The following is an 18,933-nucleotide window of genomic DNA, read 5'->3' as shown; positions in this document are numbered from 1 at the left end:
TCAGCCCCCTGTTTGTCTAATTCATTCTGTTCCGCAGCTCACTCAGCTCGCAATAATCGCTTCGTCTTCCTCCAGACGTACCGATACGAGCTTAGATACGCCGCCTTCCTCCATCGTGACTCCGTACAAGACGTCGGCTTCCTCCATCGTTCCTTTGCGGTGGGTTACCACGATGAATTGTGTCTGCTCCGAAAACTCTCGCAGGTACTCTGCAAACCGTGTGACGTTAGCCTCATCCAATGCGGCTTCCACCTCATCCAGCACGCAGAAAGGAACCGGCTTCACGCGGATAATGGAGAACAGCAGCGCAATCGCGGTCAAAGCGCGCTCGCCTCCCGACAGCAGCTGCAGGTTTTGCAGCTTTTTGCCCGGCGGCTGGGCTACGATCTCGATCCCCGTATCGAGCAGGCTGTCCGGCTCGGACAAAATCAGGTCCGCCCGGCCTCCGCCAAACAGCTTGGCGAATACAACCACGAAGTGCGACCGGATCGCATCGAACGTCGTACGGAACCGTTTGGACATCTCCTCGTCCATTTCCCGGATCACTTGGTACAACGTCGTCTTCGCTTCAACAAGATCGTTCTTTTGCTCGCTCAAAAACTGGAAGCGCTCGTTGACCCGCTGGAACTCCTCCACCGCACCCAGGTTTACATCTCCCAGAATAGCGATCTCACGCTTCAGCTCGCGCACGAGATTCTGGTCCGAGCACGTCCTCCGGTACCGGATAACGGATTTTCGCCAGCTCGAAGCTGAGCTCATAATCGTCCGACAGCTTTTTCAAGAGCGTTTCCAGCTCAACATCGAGACGGGTGACGCGCACCTCGGTCTGGTGAAGCTGCTCCTCAACCTGGCGAAGCTGCGTGCGCTCTTCTCTCGTTTTGTTCTCTTCGAACTCCAGCTTGGCCTGCCATTGAGCCCGTTCGGCTCGTTTGAGCTCCAGCTGCTCGGTGCAGTGCTGTTTCTTCAGCTTGAGATCGTTTAACTGCTCGATCTGCTGAACCGTCTCCTGCTCGTGGTTGGCCATGTCCCGCTCCAGCTGCTGGATCAGACTGCGGTTCAAATCCAGCTCCCTCTTAAGCTCATTCGTCTCAAGGCTGGACCGCCGTTCCTGCTCCTGCAGCAGCTGCTTCTCCTGCGAATGGGAAGCGACTTTAATTTTCAGATCCGTCAGCTGCGTCTGCAGCTCTTCCTTCGCCAGTTCACCCGCCTTACGCGCAAGCTCAGCTTCACGGATTGCCTGCTGCAGGATTGTTTCCTGCTCCTGCAGTCTCTCCAGCGCGGCCAGCGCAGCCGTACGCCGCCCGTCCAGATCGCGGCGCTCGGTATCGAGCGCATCGCCATCCTGGCTGTACAGCGCCAGCTGGTCGCTGACCTGCTTGGCTTCATGCTCAAGCGGCTGCAAGCCGGCCCGAATTTGCTGTTCTTCGATACGCAGCGTCTCTCCGGTTTGGCGAATCTCCTCCAGCGTATGCGTCTCCGTATGGATCTCCTTGCGGACGGCATCCGCTTTCGTCCGAAGCAGCTGAAGCTGACGTTCGGAGTCGGCGATTTCTTTGTCCATTTCCTCGATTTGACGCTGACGGCTCAGCAAATTCGTCGATTTTTTCTGCTGGCTTCCCCCGGTCATCGATCCGCCGGGATTAACAACGTCTCCCTCGAGCGTCACAACGCGGTAGCGGTACTGCACCTTAGCCGCAATCCGGTTGGCAATGTCAAGCTGGCTGGCAATAATGACGTTGCCGAGCAAGCTTCCGACGATCTGCCGGTAAGTTTCGTCGAAATGCACCAAATCGACGCCGATGCCGACGAAGCCTTCCATCCCTTCGATCGCCCGTTTCTCCCCTTCGGGAATGGAACGGCCTCGAATGACATCGAGCGGCAAAAACGTGGCACGGCCCAGCTGACGCCGCTTCAGAAAAGCGATCGCATCGCGGCCGTTGCCTTCGCTGTCCACCACTACGTGCTGCAGCGCCCCGCCCAAGGCGGTCTCCATCGCGACTTCGACATTGGCGGGCACCTTGACAAGCTCGGCGACCGCTCCGCGGATACCGCGAAGATCACCGCGGTCTTTGGCTTTCAGCACTTCCTTGACCCCGTGCATAAAACCGTCGTAGTCGTTGGCCATCTCCCGCATCGTATCCCGGCGCGAAACCATCGCATCCAGCTTCTGCTCCCATTTCCGGACGGTCGACTGCGTCTCCTCGGACAACAGCTGCTTGGACTTCAAGCCTTGGCTGAGTTCAAGATAACGGTTGCGCGCTTCGGCAATCTGCTCTACAACTGTCGTGAGACGCTCTTCCAAATCGCGTTTGCGCTCCGTGATGCTCTGCTGCTGCTCTTTCCATTTACGGTGCTCATCCCCGAGCCTGTCCAACCGCTTAGTTAATCCCTCGCTCTGCTGCTCCGCGTAGCGCACTTCGTTGCGCGCGTTCGCCATTTCGTTCAAAATCTCCAGCAGCTCCGCCTTCAGACGGTCTTCCTCGCCGGAGCTGATTCCTCCGCTTACGCCGAGCAGACGGTCTTCTTCCGCCTTCAGCTTTCCCTGGAACTGGATCAATTCCGTCGAAATGACAGCGATTTTCTCCTGCAGCTGCTGCAAATCGGCCTGCTTCTCCGTCATCCGCTGCTCCTGCTGGGCAACCGCTTGCTTCAGCTGGGCCTGATTCGCTCCGTAGTTCTTCTTTCGTTCCTTTAATACCTCGCCTTGTCCTTCGCACTTCTCGAATTCTTCGCTGAGCTGCAGCAAGTGCTGCTGCAAGCGTTCGATCTCTTCCTCAAGACGGCGGGTTTCCCAGCGGTGCTTCTCTAGGTGAGCGTCATGCTGGCCTACAATGGCAGCAAGCTCGAGCTGCTCTTCCTTCAGCTTCTCCAGCCTCGCATTCGTGTCGGTTCAAGAAGCATAGATCTGCTCGATTTGATACACATACATGGCGATTTCGCTGCTCTTCAGCTGTTCCTTCAGCTCTTTGAAGCGAATCGCCTTCTCGGATTGCAGACGAAGCGGCTCGATCTGATCCTCCAGCTCTACCACCAAATCATGAATCCGCAGCAAATTTTGCTCGGTTTCCTGCAGTTTTTTTTCCGTTTCGCGTTTGCGCGATTTATATTTTACGATACCCGACGCTTCTTCAAAAATACCGCGGCGGTCCTCGGATTTCGTGCTCAATATTTCTTCAATCCGACCTTGTCCAATGATGGAGTAAGCTTCCTTGCCTATCCCCGTATCCATGAACAGCTCGGTAATATCCTTCAGCCTGCACGGCTGCTTATTGATTAAATATTCACTGTCCCCGCTGCGGTGCACCCGGCGCGTCACCGTCACCTCGTTAAAGTCCAGCGAGAGCGACTGGTCGGTATTATCGAGGGTTAGCGAGACTTCGCCATAGTTTACCGCTTTGCGGGCGTCACTGCCGGCAAAAATAATATCCTCCATCTTACCGCCGCGCAAGCTGCGGGCGCTCTGCTCTCCCAGCACCCAGCGGATGCCGTCGGATATATTGCTCTTACCGCTGCCATTCGGCCCTACAACGGCCGTGATGCCTTGGACGAATTCAAGCTCCGTTCGATCGGCAAACGATTTAAATCCTGACAGCTCAATACGCTTTAAAAACATCGTCTCACCTCAACGTTATTGTACCACACATTCCCTGCTGTAGATACCTTCCAGGCCCGCCAGTGCCGGGAAGCCCGCGCAGCGAAACCGTCTGCACAGCAGCATAATTATCCTGAAAACAAAAAGCAGCGAAAGCAGCCTTAACAGCTGCCCCGCCGCTTCCTTATTCTGACCGAAACCGAAGGACGTGTTTCCTTATCCTTATTGAACATTGACTTTCAACGCTTCCAGGGCTTGCGCAGCCGCATGCTGCTCCGCCTCTTTCTTCGATCGGCCCGAGCCTTGTCCGAGAAGCGTTTCATTCACCATAACCTGGGCAACAAATTCTCGTTCGTGGGCCGTCCTCGCTCATCGACAATCCTGTATTCCAGCGCGCCCATATTGTGCTGCTGTGTATATTCTTGCAGATGTGTTTTGAAGTCTACGGTCAACAGCTTGCCTTGATGCGGCAAGTTCGGAAACAGATGCTTGCGGAGAAAGGTCTTTACAACGTCAAGCCCCTGATCCAGATACAATGCTCCTATAAACGATTCAAACACATCGGCAAGAAGCGCAGGCCGCGTTCTGCCGCCTGTCAGTTCCTCACCTTTGCCCAACAGCACATAAGCGCCGAAATCCAATTCCTCGGCAAACCCGACGAGCGAAGGCTCGCATACGATGGAAGCTCTCAGCTTCGTCAGTTCGCCTTCCGAACGCTCCGGATACGTATCGAACAAATATTCGGAAACGGTCAGCTCCAGCACCGCGTCGCCCAGAAATTCCAGCCGTTCGTTATCCTTATAATTGCCGACACGATGCTCGTTCACATAGGAAGAATGGGTAAACGCTTGCCGTAAAAGCTCAGGCTTCCGAAACGTAATATTCAACGCCGACTGCAGCTGTTTCAGGTTTCGATGCATACCTTCACCACCTACTCAAGAGCATCCTGTATTGTCATTTCCGTCATGCGGCGGGAATTACTGTTCAAATTTCTTTAAAATAATCGTAGCGTTGTGACCGCCAAACCCAAACGAGTTGGACATGACAATGTCAACATCCGCTTGACGAGGCGTATTCGGCACATAGTCCAAATCGCACTCCGGATCCTGGTTCTCCAAGTTAATCGTCGGAGGAATGATCCCGTGCTTCAAGGTCAAGCCGCAGATGAGCGCTTCCACACCGCCGGCTGCTCCTAACAAGTGCCCAGTCATCGACTTGGTCGAGCTGACCGCAAGCTTGTAGGCATGGTCGCCGAACGCCTTCTTGATAGCCGTCGTCTCCGAACGGTCGCCTACCGGCGTCGAGGTTCCGTGTGCATTGATGTAGCCGACCTCTTCCGGCGCAATGCCGGCGTCTTTGATCGCCTTAGCCATACAGCGGGCAGCGCCGTCCGGATCCGGATCCGTCATATGGTAAGCGTCGCCGCTCATACCGTAGCCGATCACTTCACCGTAAATGCGGGCTCCGCGTTTTTGCGCGTGCTCCAGCGACTCAAGAATCAGAATACCGGAGCCTTCTCCCATAACGAAACCATCGCGGTCCGTATCGAACGGACGGCTGGCCCGCTCCGGCTCATCATTGCGAGTGGACATGGCGCGCAGCGCACAGAAGCCGGCCACCCCGGTCGGGCTGATCGTCGCTTCGGCTCCGCCGCAGATCATCACGTCCGCATCGCCGCGCTGGATCATTTTAAACGAATCCCCGATGGAATGCGTCCCCGTGGCACATGCCGTTACCGCCGTGCTGTTAGGCCCTTTGGCACCGGTCATCATCGAGATTTGGCCGGAAGCCATATTGGCAATCATCATCGGGATGAAGAACGGGCTGACACGCTTCGGTCTTTTTCCAGCAGGATCTTATGCTGTTCTTCCCAAGTGCTCAATCCCCCGATGCCGGAACCGACGTAAACGCCTACGCGCTCCGGATCCGTATCTTCCTTTACGTTCAAGCCTGCGTCCTTCAGCGCACTTAGGCTCGCCGCAACGGCGAACTGCACAAAGCGGTCCATCCGGCGCGCTTCTTTCTTATCGAAATATTGCTCCGGATTAAAATCTTTAATCTCTGCAGCAATACGTGTAGGATATTCGCTTACATCAAACAGTTCGATCGGCCCTACCCCGGATTTACCGGCAAGCAGGTTTCCCCAGAACGTTTCGAGATCATGACCCAAGGAGGTCATGACACCCATACCCGTTATGACAACTCTTTGCTTCACTTCCATCCACCTCTATCTAAAATAACATTTTGTTATGTATTTACTTGGTTAAAAATTCATTCGCTTATTCACCTGTCGTCAGGGCTGAATGGAGATAAGTCCCGTCTTATGAACCAAACGGGACTTATATCATTAAGTATGAGATTTTATGTACTCAACTACTTGACCTACAGTAGTAATTGTCTCCGCATCTTCATCAGAGATTTCCATATCAAACTCATCTTCCAATTCCATAACCAATTCTACTACATCTAGAGAATCAGCGCCTAGATCATCTTTAAAATTGGCTTCGAGGGTAACTTCGGCCTCATCCACACCAAGACGATCAATGACGATACGTTTCACGCGATCCAAAACATCGGACATCCGGTTCACCTCCTCCATGGTATTATACTGAACTTGCGGACAAATTGCCATAGGAAGCACACGGTTCGTCTGAAAAAAACAATATTTGCGAATAGTGACAATTGCCTGACAACAGCAGCTGTCATTTATTACGCGCCTATTCGGGCGGTTTACATGTACATACCGCCGTCTACATGAATGGTTTGCCCCGTCATGTAAGACGCGTCATCGGAAGCCAGGAAGCGTACCGCTTTGGCGATATCTTCAGGCTGCCCGAGCTTCGCCAGCGGAATCTGCTGCAGCAGCTGCGTGCGCATCTCCTCAGGCAGCTTGTCGGTCATATCCGTCTCGATAAAGCCCGGCGCTACCGCATTAACGGTAATACCGCGTGAAGCCAGCTCCTTCGCAGTCGCTTTGGTCATCCCGATGACGCCCGCTTTCGCAGCGACATAATTAGCCTGACCGGGATTACCCAGCACGCCAACGACCGAAGAAATATTAATAATGCGTCCGGAACGCTGCTTCATCATCGGACGCGTCGCTGCTTTGACACAGTTGAACACGCCCTTCAGGTTCGTAGCGATGACCTGGTCGAACTCGTCTTCCTTCATACGCATAATCAAATTATCTCTCGTGATGCCCGCATTATTCACCAGAATATCCAGCTTGCCAAATGTTTCAAGCACAAGCTTGAACATCTCCTCCACTTCCTGCGTGGAGCTGACATCCGCCTTCACCTTCACAGCCTTGCGGCCCATCGCCTCGATCAAAGCCACCACTTCGGCCGCCGCCGCTTCGCTTCCCGCGTAATTCACCGCTACATCGGCTCCGGCCTCTGCAAGCGTAAGCGCAATCGCACGCCCGATTCCCCGGGATGCGCCGGTTACCAGTGCTACTTTCCCCGTCAACATCGCGTTTTTCCTCCCTCATTAGATTAAACCGGGAAGCTTGCGCTTCCGGTTTAAACGGTTGGCTCCAATTGGAACTGATCCAACGCTTCTTTGCTGTTGATGCCGTATACTTTCACGGAACGGTCGATTTTCTTAATCAAACCGGCCAATACGGTGCCGGATCCGATTTCCACAAACGTATCCACGCCTTGCTCAATCAGCCAAGCTACGCTGTCTTCCCACAAGACGGAGGAATGCACCTGCTCCACCAGCAGATCGCGGATTTCCGCCGGATCCTGGACAGGACGCGCGGTCACATTCGCTACTACAGGAACGGAAGCCGGACTCATTTCAAGCTCCGACAGCACCCCTGCCAATTGCTCGGAGGCCGGTTTCATTAAGGAAGAGTGGAACGGTTCGCTTACTTCCAGCGGAATGACGCGCTTCGCGCCGGCTTCTTTTCCGCGCTCTACCAGAGCTTGTACGCCTTCCTTGCTGCCGGAAACGACAATCTGTCCAGGACAGTTCAGGTTGGCCAGCTCCACGACGCCAACCTCGCGGGAGATAGCTTCGCACAGCTGCTGCAGCGCTTCGCGCTCTCCGCCGAGCACGGCGGCCATAGCGCCTTGTCCGCTTGGAACCGCCTGCTCCATGAACTCGCCGCGGGCGCGCACCGTGCGCACCGCATCCTCGAAGCCGAGCACGCCTGCCGCCACCAAGGCGCTGTATTCACCCAGGCTGTGGCCGGCTACGTAATCCGGCTTAACGCCTTTTGCTTTGAACAGCTCCAGGTACGCTACGCTGGTTGTCAGAAGCGCGGGCTGCGTGTGATACGTAATTTTCAATTCCGAATCGGGACCTTCAAAAATAATGGAAGAAAGCGAATAGCCCAATGCAGCGTCGGCCCGATCGAACAGCTGCTTGGCCGCAGCGTCCGCTTCATAAATATCGCGGCCCATACCGACGGCTTGCGCGCCCTGCCCCGGAAATACAAATGCTATTTTGCCCATTTACCGTAGCTCCTTTCACCAACAGCCTCCGTTTTACAAGAAAAACGTCTTACCAGACCAATACGGAGGCTCCCCATGTTAATCCGCCGCCGAAGCCGACCAGCACGAGGCAGTCGCCTTCCTTGACTCTTCCGCTCTCCACGGCTTCCGCCAAAGCGACCGGAATGGAGGCTGCGGACATGTTGCCGTATTTATCCAAGTTAATCATAGCTTTGTCTTCATTTAAATTCAACCGGTTCAAAGCCGACTGAATGATCCGGATATTCGCCTGATGAGGCACAAGCAGATCGATGTCGCTTTTTTCAAGTCCCGCTTTGCGAAGAGCCTCTTCCGCTGCGCTGCCCATAATACGGACTGCGAATTTGAAGACTTCGCTGCCGGCCATATAAATAAAATGCCGTTTGCTTTCAAGGCTCTCAGACGAAGACGGACAGCGGGAACCGCCGCCTTTGATGTTCAGCAGCTCTCCGCCGGAACCGTCGGCGCCAAGCTCGAACGATTTAAAGCCGCGGCCCTCCGGCACTTGTCCAAGAACGACCGCACCCGCTCCGTCACCAAACAAAATACACGTATTACGATCGGTATAATCCGTAATTTTGGACAGGCATTCCGCGCCTATCACAAGCGCATATTTATAAATCCCCGCCGCAATGAAATTCGACGCATTGGCCAAGCCGTAGATGAACCCGGAGCAAGCAGCGGACAGATCGAATGCCGCGGCCTTTTTGGCGCCGAGCCTGTCCTGCAAAATGCAGGCCGTCGAAGGAAAGGACATATCCGGCGTAATTGTCGCCACCACGATCAGATCCAGCTGCTCGGCCGTAATCCCGGCCATATCCAGCGCTTTGAGCGCCGCTTCGTAAGCCAGGTCCGAGGACGCTTGTTCGGCGCTCGCCAGACGGCGCTCCCGGATTCCGGTCCGAGTCACGATCCATTCATCGTTCGTCTCGACCATTTGCTCCAATTCTTTATTAGTCAGTACCCGTTCAGGCACATATTTTCCTGATCCAATAATGCCAACCGGCAGTAAGTTCATAGGTCACAACTCGCTTCCGTTACTAATTTCCTTCGATATGCTGCCAACGAGATCATTTTTTACAGCGATACGCGCTTGTCTGACGGCATTTTTGATAGCAAGTGCATTGGAAGAGCCGTGACTCTTCAGCAAAAGCCCGTCTATGCCGAGCAGCGGCGCGGCGCCATGCTCCGAATAATCGAAGCTGCGGCGGAACTTGGTCAAGCCCGGTTTTAAAATGAGCGCAGCCAACTTGGTGAACAAGCTCTGCGTAAACTCTTTTTTCAGGACGGAGAAAATGACGGAAGCCGTTCCTTCGATCGACTTCAGCATAATATTACCGGCGAAGCCGTCACATACCAGAACGTCGCAAGGAGCTTTCAGCACCTCTCTTGACTCCACATTCCCGATGAATTGAATCGGCGCTTTCTCCAGCAGAGGAAACGCGGCTTTGGTCAGCTCATTGCCTTTCATCGCCTCGGTGCCCACGTTCAAAAGTCCTACCCTCGGCTTGGAAACGCCATGAACCTTATCTCTATATATACTGCCCATAATGGCGAACTGGAGCAGCTGCTCGGGACTTGAATCCATATTGGCGCCTAAATCCAGGGCCAGTACGCCTTTTCCGTCCACCGTCGGAATCATCGGAGCGAGCGCCGGACGCTCAATGCCCTTGATCCGCCCCACGACAAGCAGTCCCGTAGTCATAAGGGCGCCTGTATTGCCTGCTGAAATCATCGCGTCAGCCTCTTTTTCCTTGACCATCCGGCCGGCCACGACCATGGAGGCATCCTTTTTCCTGCGTACGGCCTTTACCGGTTCGTCATCGGCTTCAATAGTCTCCGCCGCATGGCGGACGACCAGATTGGAGGGCTTGGAGCCCTGAAGCAGCGGTTCGATCCGGGCGGAATCTCCTACTAAAATAATGGTCGTATCGGACCATTCCCGCGCTGCCTCCAGCGCCCCGGCCACGACCACGTCAGGAGCATCGTCGCCGCCCATCGCATCAATTGCTATCCGCATCTGGCTCCCCCTCTGTACGATCTTTTGCTGAATGATAAATAATGAAATTACCTTGAAACACGATTTCGTCTCCGACATAGGTGAATACTTCCACTTTAGCCTTGCCCTTGGAAATCGAGCGGACGTAAGCTTTGGCAATACATTTCTCCGCCAAATGCACCGAACGGACAAAACGGATGTCCGCCGCTGCCGTCAAGGCTATCGGATCGTTAATTAAAGCAACCGCAAGCGAATTCGCCTGGGAAAAAATATGATGGCCGCGGGCGATTTTCGTTCTTGAAAATACGTGCTCTTCCTTGATTTCAAACATCGAGATCCCGCTCTTGTCCAACTGAAGATCGATGACGTCCCCGATTACCTCGTGCAGAGGCAGCGAGCGAACCTGATCGTACGACTGCTCCGCCATCAGCTTCATGCGTTCCCGCAGCTCGGGAATCCCCAGCTCCAATCGGTCCAGCCGAATCGTCTGGATGCTCACTTGAAACGTGCGCATCAGCTCTTCGTCGGTAATAAACGGGTTGTCTTCAATAGCGCCGGCCAATTGCTGCTGACGCTGTCGTTTAGGAAGGCGTTCCATGCCGGACACCACCTTTTCCATGTAATCGTGTAAACCGGTTGAAGATCATCTTCGGAGATCTATGTAACCTAGTGTACCCAAATGGGATGACACTTTATCTTATGACCAAGTAATAAGAGATAGTATAATGGATACCTTAGGAAAAGGGAAGCATAAAAATAGCACCTCACCGTCAGATGAAGTGCTACCGCTTCTGCGTTCGAATGAACTATTGCTTGATGATCTCTCTTTTTTTGTAGGAACCACACACTTTGCAAACACGGTGAGCCAATTTCAATTCACCGCAGTTATCGCACTTTACCATGCCTGGAACTACTAATTTAAAGTGAGTACGACGCTTGTCGCGACGCGTTTTGGATGTTCTCCTTTGAGGTACTGCCATCTATCCCACCTCCTTCAACGAATTAAAACCACTTTCGATAAACCATTGTTTGCCGGCCTTACGGCTTGAAAAAGTCCGCTAAGCCCGCGAGACGAGGATCCACCTTATCATTCTTGCATTCGCAAGACGATTCATTGCGGTTGGTGCCGCAAGTCGGGCATAAGCCCTGGCAGTTCTCATCGCACAGCGGCACGAACGGTAAATCCAAAAGCACATTTTCAATCAAGTAGGGCATCAATTCTATCTTCTCATCTGTGACGTAATGCGTATCATCATCTTCGTCATCAGGCTCCGACTCATCTGCAGCAAGGGCAAACGTTTCGTGAAAAGGAATCTCCAGCCTTTGCTTCACCGGATTCAGACAACGCGAGCATTCCTGCTCCACATCGATGCCGAGCTCTCCGGTCACTTCCGCCTTCCCTTCTTCAAGGGGACGGGCCTGCAGGTTCACCTGCAGAGGGCCGAAGCTCAGCAAATCCTTGCGATTCTTCAAAACATCGGTCAAATCAATGGTCTCATTAATATGTACCGTGTTCGCTTTCTTCGCCAACTCTTTCAATCGAATGAACAATAGTATCACCCCAAACAAACAAAGATTATTATAGCGATAATCCTTCTATTTTGTCAACATTTTCAGATCATGCTATAGTGAAATAATTAAGGAACGTAGATAGAAACAGGTAAAACCAGCCGGCTTCATCTCCTACCGCTCCTAAAAAAGCCGCCGCACTCGACCTGCCGGGATAAGCTAAGCCTAAGCCAAGCCCTGCAGCCGCGGCCATTATACGAAAGGCAGGTCCTTCCATGAAAACCGTCGGACTGATCGTGGAATACAATCCGCTGCATAACGGTCATCAATATCATTTCCAACAATCGAAAAAGCTATCGGGCGCCGAGGCCAGCATTGCGGTCATGAGCGGCCAGTTTCTCCAGCGGGGCGAGCCTGCCGTCGTCGACAAGTGGGCCCGCGCCGAAATGGCGCTGCGCATGGGCGTCGATCTCGTGCTCGAGCTGCCTGTCGCCTTCTCGGCCCAGCCGGCCGAATGGTTCGCTTACGGCGCCGTATCCGCGCTGGAAGCGACCGGCGTCGTCGACAGCCTCTGCTTCGGCAGCGAAAGCGGCGAGATCGGCTGGCTGCACGCCGTCGCCGACGCGATGAGCAGCGAGTCCGCCGAGTTCGGCGAGCTGCTCCAGCGGGAGCTCAAGGCCGGGCTGCCGTACCCGGCCGCTTACGGCAAAGCGGTGGCCGCCTTCGTGCCGGGCACCGATGCGGCCGCGCTCGCCCAGCCCAACAATACGCTTGGGCTGCATTATTTGCTCGCGCTGCGGCGGCTCGGCAGCGCGATCCGGCCGCTGACCCTCACGCGGGAGAAAGCGGGCTACAGCCAGGTCGAGATTACCGACCGGCGGATTGCAAGCGCTACCGCGCTGCGGCGGCTGCTCTTCGAGCACGGCACGCTCGAAGAGCTGGTTCCGTACGTGCCGGAGGGCACGTACGAGGTGCTGCGCCGCGAGTGGCTCGCCGGGCGCGCGCCGGTGGGCTGGGAGGCCTACGCGCGGCCGCTGCTGCTCCAGCTGCTGCAGCACAGCGCGGAGCAGCTCGCCGAGTTCCACGAGGTGACCGAGGGGCTCGAGCACCGCGTCAAGCAGGCGCTGCCCGCGCTTGGAGCCTTGGGCGGCGCCGACGGTACAGGCGTCGTCGAGGCGCTTCTCGCGCGGCTCAAGACGAAGCGCTACACGCGCACCAAGCTGCAGCGGATGCTGCTGCGCATCCTGCTGAACCACCGGAAGACGCAACTATCCGCTGACGTCCTCCGGCAGGGCGTGCCGTACCTTCGCGTGCTCGGCTTTAGCCCTGTGGGCCGGGAGCTGCTGAAGCGAATGAAAAAAACGGCTAAAGCTCCGATCATCACCAAAGTGGCGAACGCTCCGGAAGCTTTGCCGCTGCTGCAGCTTGACCTGCAAGCGACTTCAGTCTATGCGCTGGGCTACGCCTCCCCCACGGACAAAGATTTGTTCCGGGACTACTACGAGCCCCCTGTCCAGCTTTAATGGCGAAGGACGCCTGCATCTGCGACCGGTAAGTTCCAACATACTCGAATACCGGGCGAGTGCACTTGGAACTTGCCGGGCACATGGCGGCGATCGAGCTTTCTTCCGCTATCTAAGATAACAGAGAACTTACAGGGTTACAGGGGAGCCGCCCCGCCATCCAGCGCATGCGAATCCGGGCGCGCTTTGTCGTGCTTCGCGCCGGCTGGGTCTTTCCCATGCGATAGCCCAGAACCAAGTGAGCCCCGAGCTGTTCGCAGCCTCCTAGCCTTTAGCCCTCGCTCCGGATAACTTATCCGGCACGAAGACTGGAGGCTTTATTTATGGGGCTTTAGGCGGAAGCGACTGCAAATACTGCAGCGCATCATCCATCGTTCCGACCGGAACGATTTTCATTTTGGTATGAATCTCATCGCCCCGCTGAATCGCATCCGTATAATTATTAATTCTTTGACCGTCCGAGGATACATAATCTTTGGGAGCAAAGAAAATTTCCGCGCCGGCTTTGTCGGCTGCGATCACTTTATGCTGAATCCCTCCGATGACGCCTACGTTTCCTTGGACATCAATGGTGCCGGTACCCGCAATCTGGTAGCCTTTCGTCAGATCCTCCGGCGTCAGCTTGTTCATAATTTCAAGCGAAAACATGAGTCCGGCCGAGGGGCCGCCAATTTCTCCGGCTTGAATCGTCACCTGCTTCGATTCGTCATCCGCCTTCACGCTCTGCAGATTGGCAGGCGAGATGCCAAGTCCCGCTCTGCGCTCCTCCGGCTTTGCTCCTGGATCCGGCGGCAGGAGGGCCAACGTTAGAGTGGCCGTTTGGACGGCTTGTTTGCGTTTGTATTCCACCTTCACGGTGTCTCCGGCTTTTTTATCCTTCAGCCGCTTCTGCAGATCCGCACTGTCCTGAATTTCCGCATCGTCGATTTTCACAATAAAATCCCCCGGCTGCAGCACCTCTGCCGCAGGAAAATCCTTAAATACCTGCACGACAACTACACCATCGTGACTGATATGATAAGGGATGCCTAGTTTATGGTAGGCCGCCTGAATGGCATCGGACTGCGAAGAAAGCATATTGACTTCCTGCCGCTGGGTATACTCCTCCTCGGACTCGTCCTTGTTCAGCAGCTCGGATCTTTTGTGCAGCTCGTCATAAGGCCGGAAAAAGGACAATAAGTAACTAAATACACTGGCGTCGCTGACCCGTACCGTTGTGAGCATTAAGGATCCCTTCTCCTCGAAGGAATCCGGCTTCACTTGAACCATCGGTCTCGTCACCTCAGCCGTCCCCGCCGAAAAAATAAATAAAGGCAGCGGTAAAAAATAAACCAAATACACTACAGCTATCGCTGCAAAAACGGAAATGACAATACGTGACGCTTGTTTCATGTGTCTGGCGTCTTCCATCCTCTTCCCCCTTACCTCGCTTGCCGCCGCTCCTTTTACAGCTCTTCTCGTCAGTAGGGTTGACCTGCTTGGTCTAAACCATACGGACAAAGCGTAAACATGTACCATCCTATGTTCCGGAGTTGGTTCCCTATGGCTCGCTTAGCCTTAATGTCTTCTCAGCGCTTGACTACCCTCGTCTTGGGAGGCCTGGCGCTGCTGCTTGTCGTCAGCATCATTTTGTTCCCGGATCAAGCCTTTAAATCGTCGCTTCAGGGGTTGAACCTGTGGTGGAAGCTAGTTTTCCCGGCCCTGCTCCCCTTCCTCATCGTGACGGAAATTGCCCGCGGTCTCGGTGTTCTTCACGCCTTGGGCTCGCTGTTCGATCCGCTGCTGCGAACCTTATTCCGTCTCCCCGGCATCAGCGGCTGGGCTATCGCTCTGGGCTTTACCGCAGGAGCTCCGTCCGGCGCCGTAGCCGTAAGCAAAATGCGCCGCGACCGGCTAATCAGCCGCGAAGAGGCCGAGCGGCTCTTGTCGATAAGCCATGTGCTCAGCCCCGTATTTCTTGTCACTATTGTCGGCGTGGGCTTTTTAAATAATGCCCAAACCGGCTTTGTCCTTGCGGTTATTCATTACGGTACCGCGCTGCTGCTCGGGATTTGGCATCGGCTGTCGCAGCCCCGGGTGCCTGCTCAGCCCGATGTGGTCGTAAACCGGCGGGCCGCTGAAAGCCTGTTTAACGGACAGGGTCTGGTAAGTCGAAGCCTGACGGCTTGGAAGCATGCACAGGCGGAAGACGGGCGGAGCTTCGGCAAGCTGCTCGGCGATTCCGTCGTCCATGCGGTGCAGCAGCTTATGGCTGTCGGCGGCCTGATGATGATGTTCTCCGTGCTGATCCATGTCGTGACCTTAACCCAAGTGCTCAGCTTTGCGGGACATCTCGTGTCCGCCTTCGGCATAAGCAGCTCCGCCGACGTGCAGAATGTATTGAGCGCGCTCCTGCCGGGATTGTTCGAAATGCATCTGGGCGCCTTCACACTCGGTCAAAGCGATGCGATTTCCGGGTCGTGGCAGTACGCCTTGCTTAGCGCTTTGTTTGCCTGGGGAGGCTTGTCCACACACGCCCAGGTCAAAAGCTTTACCTTCTCCACAGATATCCGTTACAGCTCTTTTCTGCGCGCCCGGCTGATCCACGCAGCCCTCTCGTTCGCTGCCGCAGGAACGCTGTGGCAGCCGCTCAGCAGGCTCGTCTTCGAAGCTTCCCCGACGCTGCAGCATATGACCATACTTGCCGAGCCCGACGCTTCCGCTTCCGTCTCCGCAAAGGCATGGAGCCTGGACGGCTTTAATCTATGGCCTATGATTAGCCCCGCCATGCTCTGGTTCAGCGGCATTTTGCTGGTCATGCTGGTCTTGTCCCTTTTCACGTCGCTTGCTCTTCGCAGTCCGGACGGGAATGCCAAATCTTAATTATTCTATGTATTGGTCTATATGTTATTTACTTTCGCTCCCATATTTCGCCCGCAGCGCCCGTTCGATTTCGTCAGGCACCAAATCGCCGACGGGTCCATGGAAGCGGGCGATTTCTTTTACAATGCTGGAGCTTAAATACGAGTACTGCGGCGTCGATGTCATAAAAAACGTTTCAATTTTATCGTCCAGCTTACGGTTCATCGAGGCCAGCTGCAGCTCATATTCAAAATCCGTCACCGCCCGCAGTCCGCGGACGATCAGGTGCGCATTTTTTTGCCTCATATAATTAACAAGCAAATCCCGGAAGCTGTCGATTTCGACATTCGGCAGATCGCTGGTCACCTGACGCAGCAGTTCCACGCGCTCCTCCAAGCTGAACAGCGGATTTTTGCTCGTATTGTTCAAAACGGCTACAACCAGCTTGTCAAATACTTTGGACGCTCTATGAATAATGTCCAGATGCCCATTGGTTACCGGATCAAAGCTCCCCGGGTAGACGGCTATTTTGACGCCAAAATGCTCAATGCTCACGTCCTTCAGCTCCTTCCGTCGCTTCCGCTTGCTCTACTGTATTCCCCGAAGCGGTGTTTCTATAAATGGTAACCGCCGTATCTCCGTATTCGGCCCGCCGTACCCACTCCAAACGGCCGATCGGATCGCTGTACGTATCCTCGGCATCATGCTCGATCACAATCGTTGCATCCGGATTCAACATGCTGTTATGGTCCAGCTGTTCAATCAGATCCTTGATAACCTTTAACCGGTAAGGCGGGTCCAGAAACACCAGATCGAATCTCGCCTCCCTTTTGTGCAGAACCTTCAAAGCCCGAGCCGCCTCGTTGCGGTAAACCTCCGCCTGTCCGCTCAGCCCTGTAACCTCTAGATTATGTTTGATGGTATCGATGCTTTTCTTCTCGATGTCGGTCAATACCGCCCGGTCCATCCCGCGGCTTAACGCTTCAATACTTAATCCGCCTGTGCCGGCGAACAAATCCAACACATGGCCCCCATCAAAATAAGGGCCGATCATACTGAAAATGGCCTCTTTCACCTTATCGGTTGTCGGCCTGGTGTTCATGCCGGGTACGGCCTTCAGCGACCTTCCCTTGGCAGTTCCTGAAATGACTCTCATGCTTGTCCACCTTTTACCGGATAGTAATGCTATCGTACCACAAACGGAAAGTTTTGCACAAAATTTTGTAGAACGATGTATACAACTGCCCAAATGTGTCTATCCTTATATCATCGACATCCGAAAATGTCGTAGACAACCGCGGAGAAGACTTACGTTCCCCATAAGCTCTTCGTCCGGTTTCTCCTCTCCCATGAAGGGCTCCCGCAAGGGGGCCCGAATTTATTTTATGGAATAGTTTTTCAAAAACGTTGATATACCAAGCATAAAAAAAGACCCATTAAAATGGATCCAACTACAATTCGTTTAGCGATCACTACTTGAGGTATCCTCAACAAACTTTATTTCAAGATATGTCCCAATAAACCACGCTATTGTTCCAATAGAAAACCATATAATCAATCCGGAAAGATGAAAATCGAAAAGGATTAACCAAGCAGCAAATAATATTTCTGATAGTAAAATAAAGAATGCATTCCCATGCTCTCTTAGATGCCTATAAGATTCTACAAATTCCTTTATTTCATTATAACTTATCTTTTCTGATTTTTTGAGAAGGCCCATATCAGTTTTAATAGTTTTCTTAAAGTTCCCTCTAGCCCTAAGCTGACTTAAGCTTCTATAGAACTTGTAAATCCCCTTACTTTTTTCTCCTCTAAAAATTATAATTCTAAGTGAATGATATACAAGAATAAACATGCTCGAAATATACATATACAAAAATCCAGCAATTGCTAAAATTACTGATGTTAATACCGTAAGACCATCTTGTTTAAAAGTAACCACTCCATCTGAGTTTCGGGTTCCTAAGTTATATCCATCAAAAACAATTTTATCCCTCAAGTCAATGTCGTTTCCATCAATGTTGATATTTAAATTCTCAAGGGTATATGTAGTTTCAAATAACATACCGTAAATTTGCTTAGGTAGATAATTATCAAGGTTCCCATTATAGAATGACTTACTAATCTCTGGTCCATGGTTCAAAAACAAATACCATAGAACTAAGATGCCAAATATTGTACCAGCAAGATACCTAACTAAATAAAATTCCCAGAACCTACTGTTCACTTTGAATTCCCCTTGCTTTAATTTCTTACAATAAATTTAAATAGTAGATATAAGCGGCTTCCCAATATTCGTATAGCTCTTCCTGGAAATCTATTTACTGCTCTTTCTTCTTATTTATTGCCTCGGCTTCTCTTGCTAATTTGACCACGTTCTCTTCTAGAACCTTAATTCTCAATGCAGTCATGTCTAATCCCTTCGATCCACAACTACGCTCATATTCGATTTCCTTTAATGACTCCTCACCATAGACACATTTCTTTCCTTTTACTTTCTCGAAAAACTTGAGACTGGTTTCCTTAATCTCATTCTCAGTTAAAGATTTATTTAATGCTTTTAACAACTGCATCGTTAACTGGATACCTTCTGGCGATGCTAAATATTCAGGTTCGGATAAAATTGCTACAGACGCTACCTTATGAGCAAAGTTATCCTTATGATAATCCTCATCATAAGCATGTAATAGTACTGATGTTCCCTTTCTTATTTCTGCGACATATGTATCGGGATTTGGCTCCTTATTTTTTGCGAAGATAATGTTATATTCTGTCTTCATCTTTTTAGCAATATCTTCTTCATCAAACAACATGGATTCAATGTTATATTTCTTAAAGTTATTTATTAGCTCCTTCTCGCGGTTCTCTTTCTCTGACTCACGGCAACTCCGTAAAAGTATTCCAAATAAACACAAGACAATAATAATTATAGCCATTACTGTGGTACCTGAGTTTTTGCTTTGCATTTCTTAATGACCCCTCTTGATGTAA

General features: G+C 52.7%; 15 protein-coding genes and 3 pseudogenes. 2 read left to right on the top strand and 16 right to left on the bottom strand.

Going from position 1 to position 18,933, the window contains the following annotated elements; genetic code table 11:
- Positions 1-42: 42 nt before the first annotated feature.
- From smc to ACHHV8_RS10875, 11 genes and pseudogenes are all read right to left on the bottom strand, one after another.
- Positions 43-3,613, bottom strand: a pseudogene (gene smc / locus ACHHV8_RS10925) (chromosome segregation protein SMC).
- A gap of 201 nt (positions 3,614-3,814) precedes the next feature.
- Positions 3,815-4,512, bottom strand: a pseudogene (gene rnc / locus ACHHV8_RS10920) (ribonuclease III).
- A gap of 57 nt (positions 4,513-4,569) precedes the next feature.
- Positions 4,570-5,807 (bottom strand): annotated as a pseudogene (gene fabF / locus ACHHV8_RS10915) (beta-ketoacyl-ACP synthase II).
- 132 nt (positions 5,808-5,939) lie between these two features.
- Positions 5,940-6,173, bottom strand: a complete 234-nt coding sequence (locus tag ACHHV8_RS10910) for an acyl carrier protein (RefSeq protein ID WP_395158291.1) — start codon at positions 6,171-6,173, stop codon at positions 5,940-5,942.
- Positions 6,174-6,322: 149 nt separating this feature from the next.
- Complete coding sequence (fabG, locus tag ACHHV8_RS10905; protein ID WP_395158290.1) at positions 6,323-7,063, bottom strand: 3-oxoacyl-[acyl-carrier-protein] reductase; 741 nt, start codon at positions 7,061-7,063, stop codon at positions 6,323-6,325.
- A gap of 50 nt (positions 7,064-7,113) precedes the next feature.
- A complete protein-coding gene (fabD, locus tag ACHHV8_RS10900; RefSeq protein WP_395158289.1) occupies positions 7,114-8,052 on the bottom strand; it encodes an ACP S-malonyltransferase in 939 nt (312 codons plus the stop codon).
- A 49-nt stretch (positions 8,053-8,101) separates the two neighbouring features.
- Complete coding sequence (locus ACHHV8_RS10895; RefSeq protein WP_395158288.1) at positions 8,102-9,088, bottom strand: beta-ketoacyl-ACP synthase III; 987 nt, start codon at positions 9,086-9,088, stop codon at positions 8,102-8,104.
- A gap of 3 nt (positions 9,089-9,091) precedes the next feature.
- On the bottom strand, positions 9,092-10,090 hold the full coding sequence (gene plsX, locus ACHHV8_RS10890) for a phosphate acyltransferase PlsX (RefSeq protein ID WP_395158287.1): 999 nt from the start codon (positions 10,088-10,090) through the stop codon (positions 9,092-9,094).
- A complete protein-coding gene (gene fapR, locus ACHHV8_RS10885) occupies positions 10,074-10,667 on the bottom strand; it encodes a transcription factor FapR (RefSeq protein WP_395158286.1) in 594 nt (197 codons plus the stop codon). Before fapR ends, plsX begins: the two co-directional genes overlap by 17 nt.
- 208 nt (positions 10,668-10,875) lie before the next feature.
- Positions 10,876-11,049, bottom strand: coding sequence for a 50S ribosomal protein L32 (gene rpmF / locus ACHHV8_RS10880; RefSeq protein ID WP_028550384.1), 174 nt, complete (start codon positions 11,047-11,049; stop codon positions 10,876-10,878).
- Positions 11,050-11,107: 58 nt separating this feature from the next.
- Positions 11,108-11,629 carry a YceD family protein gene (locus tag ACHHV8_RS10875; RefSeq protein WP_395163471.1) on the bottom strand — a complete coding sequence of 174 codons (522 nt, stop codon included), beginning with the start codon at positions 11,627-11,629 and terminating at the stop codon, positions 11,108-11,110.
- A gap of 224 nt (positions 11,630-11,853) precedes the next feature.
- On the opposite strand from ACHHV8_RS10875, the gene ACHHV8_RS10870 reads away from it, so the two are divergent.
- The gene (locus ACHHV8_RS10870) at positions 11,854-13,101 is read left to right on the top strand and encodes a nucleotidyltransferase (protein ID WP_395158285.1); all 1,248 of its coding nucleotides are present in this window, start codon (positions 11,854-11,856) and stop codon (positions 13,099-13,101) included.
- A 321-nt stretch (positions 13,102-13,422) separates the two neighbouring features.
- On the opposite strand, the gene ACHHV8_RS10865 is transcribed toward ACHHV8_RS10870, so the two are convergent.
- Positions 13,423-14,511, bottom strand: a complete 1,089-nt coding sequence (locus ACHHV8_RS10865; protein WP_395158284.1) for a SepM family pheromone-processing serine protease — start codon at positions 14,509-14,511, stop codon at positions 13,423-13,425.
- Positions 14,512-14,643: 132 nt separating this feature from the next.
- Here ACHHV8_RS10865 and ACHHV8_RS10860 point away from each other — a divergent pair, with 132 nt between their 5' ends.
- Positions 14,644-15,963, top strand: coding sequence for a nucleoside recognition domain-containing protein (locus ACHHV8_RS10860; protein ID WP_395158283.1), 1,320 nt, complete (start codon positions 14,644-14,646; stop codon positions 15,961-15,963).
- Positions 15,964-15,987: 24 nt separating this feature from the next.
- Here the strand turns inward: ACHHV8_RS10860 and coaD are convergent, their stop codons facing one another.
- The 4 genes from coaD to ACHHV8_RS10840 form a co-directional block, all read right to left on the bottom strand.
- A complete protein-coding gene (gene coaD, locus ACHHV8_RS10855) occupies positions 15,988-16,491 on the bottom strand; it encodes a pantetheine-phosphate adenylyltransferase (RefSeq protein ID WP_395163470.1) in 504 nt (167 codons plus the stop codon).
- Entirely contained in the window at positions 16,487-17,098 is a 612-nt protein-coding gene (gene rsmD / locus ACHHV8_RS10850; RefSeq protein WP_395158282.1) for a 16S rRNA (guanine(966)-N(2))-methyltransferase RsmD, read from the bottom strand. Before rsmD ends, coaD begins: the two co-directional genes overlap by 5 nt.
- Before the next feature lie 306 nt (positions 17,099-17,404).
- The gene (locus tag ACHHV8_RS10845; protein WP_395158281.1) at positions 17,405-18,169 is read right to left on the bottom strand and encodes a hypothetical protein; all 765 of its coding nucleotides are present in this window, start codon (positions 18,167-18,169) and stop codon (positions 17,405-17,407) included.
- Positions 18,170-18,263: 94 nt separating this feature from the next.
- Positions 18,264-18,908: a hypothetical protein gene (locus ACHHV8_RS10840; RefSeq protein ID WP_395158280.1), complete on the bottom strand. Its 645-nt coding sequence runs from the start codon at positions 18,906-18,908 to the stop codon at positions 18,264-18,266.
- Positions 18,909-18,933 lie beyond the last annotated feature (25 nt).

Source organism: Paenibacillus sp. TAB_01 (genome assembly GCF_043945595.1).
Taxonomy (GTDB): domain Bacteria; phylum Bacillota; class Bacilli; order Paenibacillales; family NBRC-103111; genus Paenibacillus_S.
Note: the sequence above shows the minus strand (reverse complement) of the source record. Positions and strands in the feature narration are given on the sequence as shown.

Coding starts and splice junctions, on each gene's coding strand:
- ACHHV8_RS10865 (WP_395158284.1), bottom strand. CDS start 14,511: ATGGAAGACGCCAGACACATGAAACAAGCGTCACGTATTGTCATTTCC.
- ACHHV8_RS10860 (WP_395158283.1), top strand. CDS start 14,644: ATGGCTCGCTTAGCCTTAATGTCTTCTCAGCGCTTGACTACCCTCGTC.
- fabD (WP_395158289.1), bottom strand. CDS start 8,052: ATGGGCAAAATAGCATTTGTATTTCCGGGGCAGGGCGCGCAAGCCGTC.
- ACHHV8_RS10910 (WP_395158291.1), bottom strand. CDS start 6,173: ATGTCCGATGTTTTGGATCGCGTGAAACGTATCGTCATTGATCGTCTT.
- rpmF (WP_028550384.1), bottom strand. CDS start 11,049: ATGGCAGTACCTCAAAGGAGAACATCCAAAACGCGTCGCGACAAGCGT.
- plsX (WP_395158287.1), bottom strand. CDS start 10,090: ATGCGGATAGCAATTGATGCGATGGGCGGCGACGATGCTCCTGACGTG.
- ACHHV8_RS10840 (WP_395158280.1), bottom strand. CDS start 18,908: ATGCAAAGCAAAAACTCAGGTACCACAGTAATGGCTATAATTATTATT.
- fapR (WP_395158286.1), bottom strand. CDS start 10,667: ATGGAACGCCTTCCTAAACGACAGCGTCAGCAGCAATTGGCCGGCGCT.
- ACHHV8_RS10895 (WP_395158288.1), bottom strand. CDS start 9,088: ATGAACTTACTGCCGGTTGGCATTATTGGATCAGGAAAATATGTGCCT.
- fabG (WP_395158290.1), bottom strand. CDS start 7,063: ATGTTGACGGGGAAAGTAGCACTGGTAACCGGCGCATCCCGGGGAATC.
- rsmD (WP_395158282.1), bottom strand. CDS start 17,098: ATGAGAGTCATTTCAGGAACTGCCAAGGGAAGGTCGCTGAAGGCCGTA.
- ACHHV8_RS10870 (WP_395158285.1), top strand. CDS start 11,854: ATGAAAACCGTCGGACTGATCGTGGAATACAATCCGCTGCATAACGGT.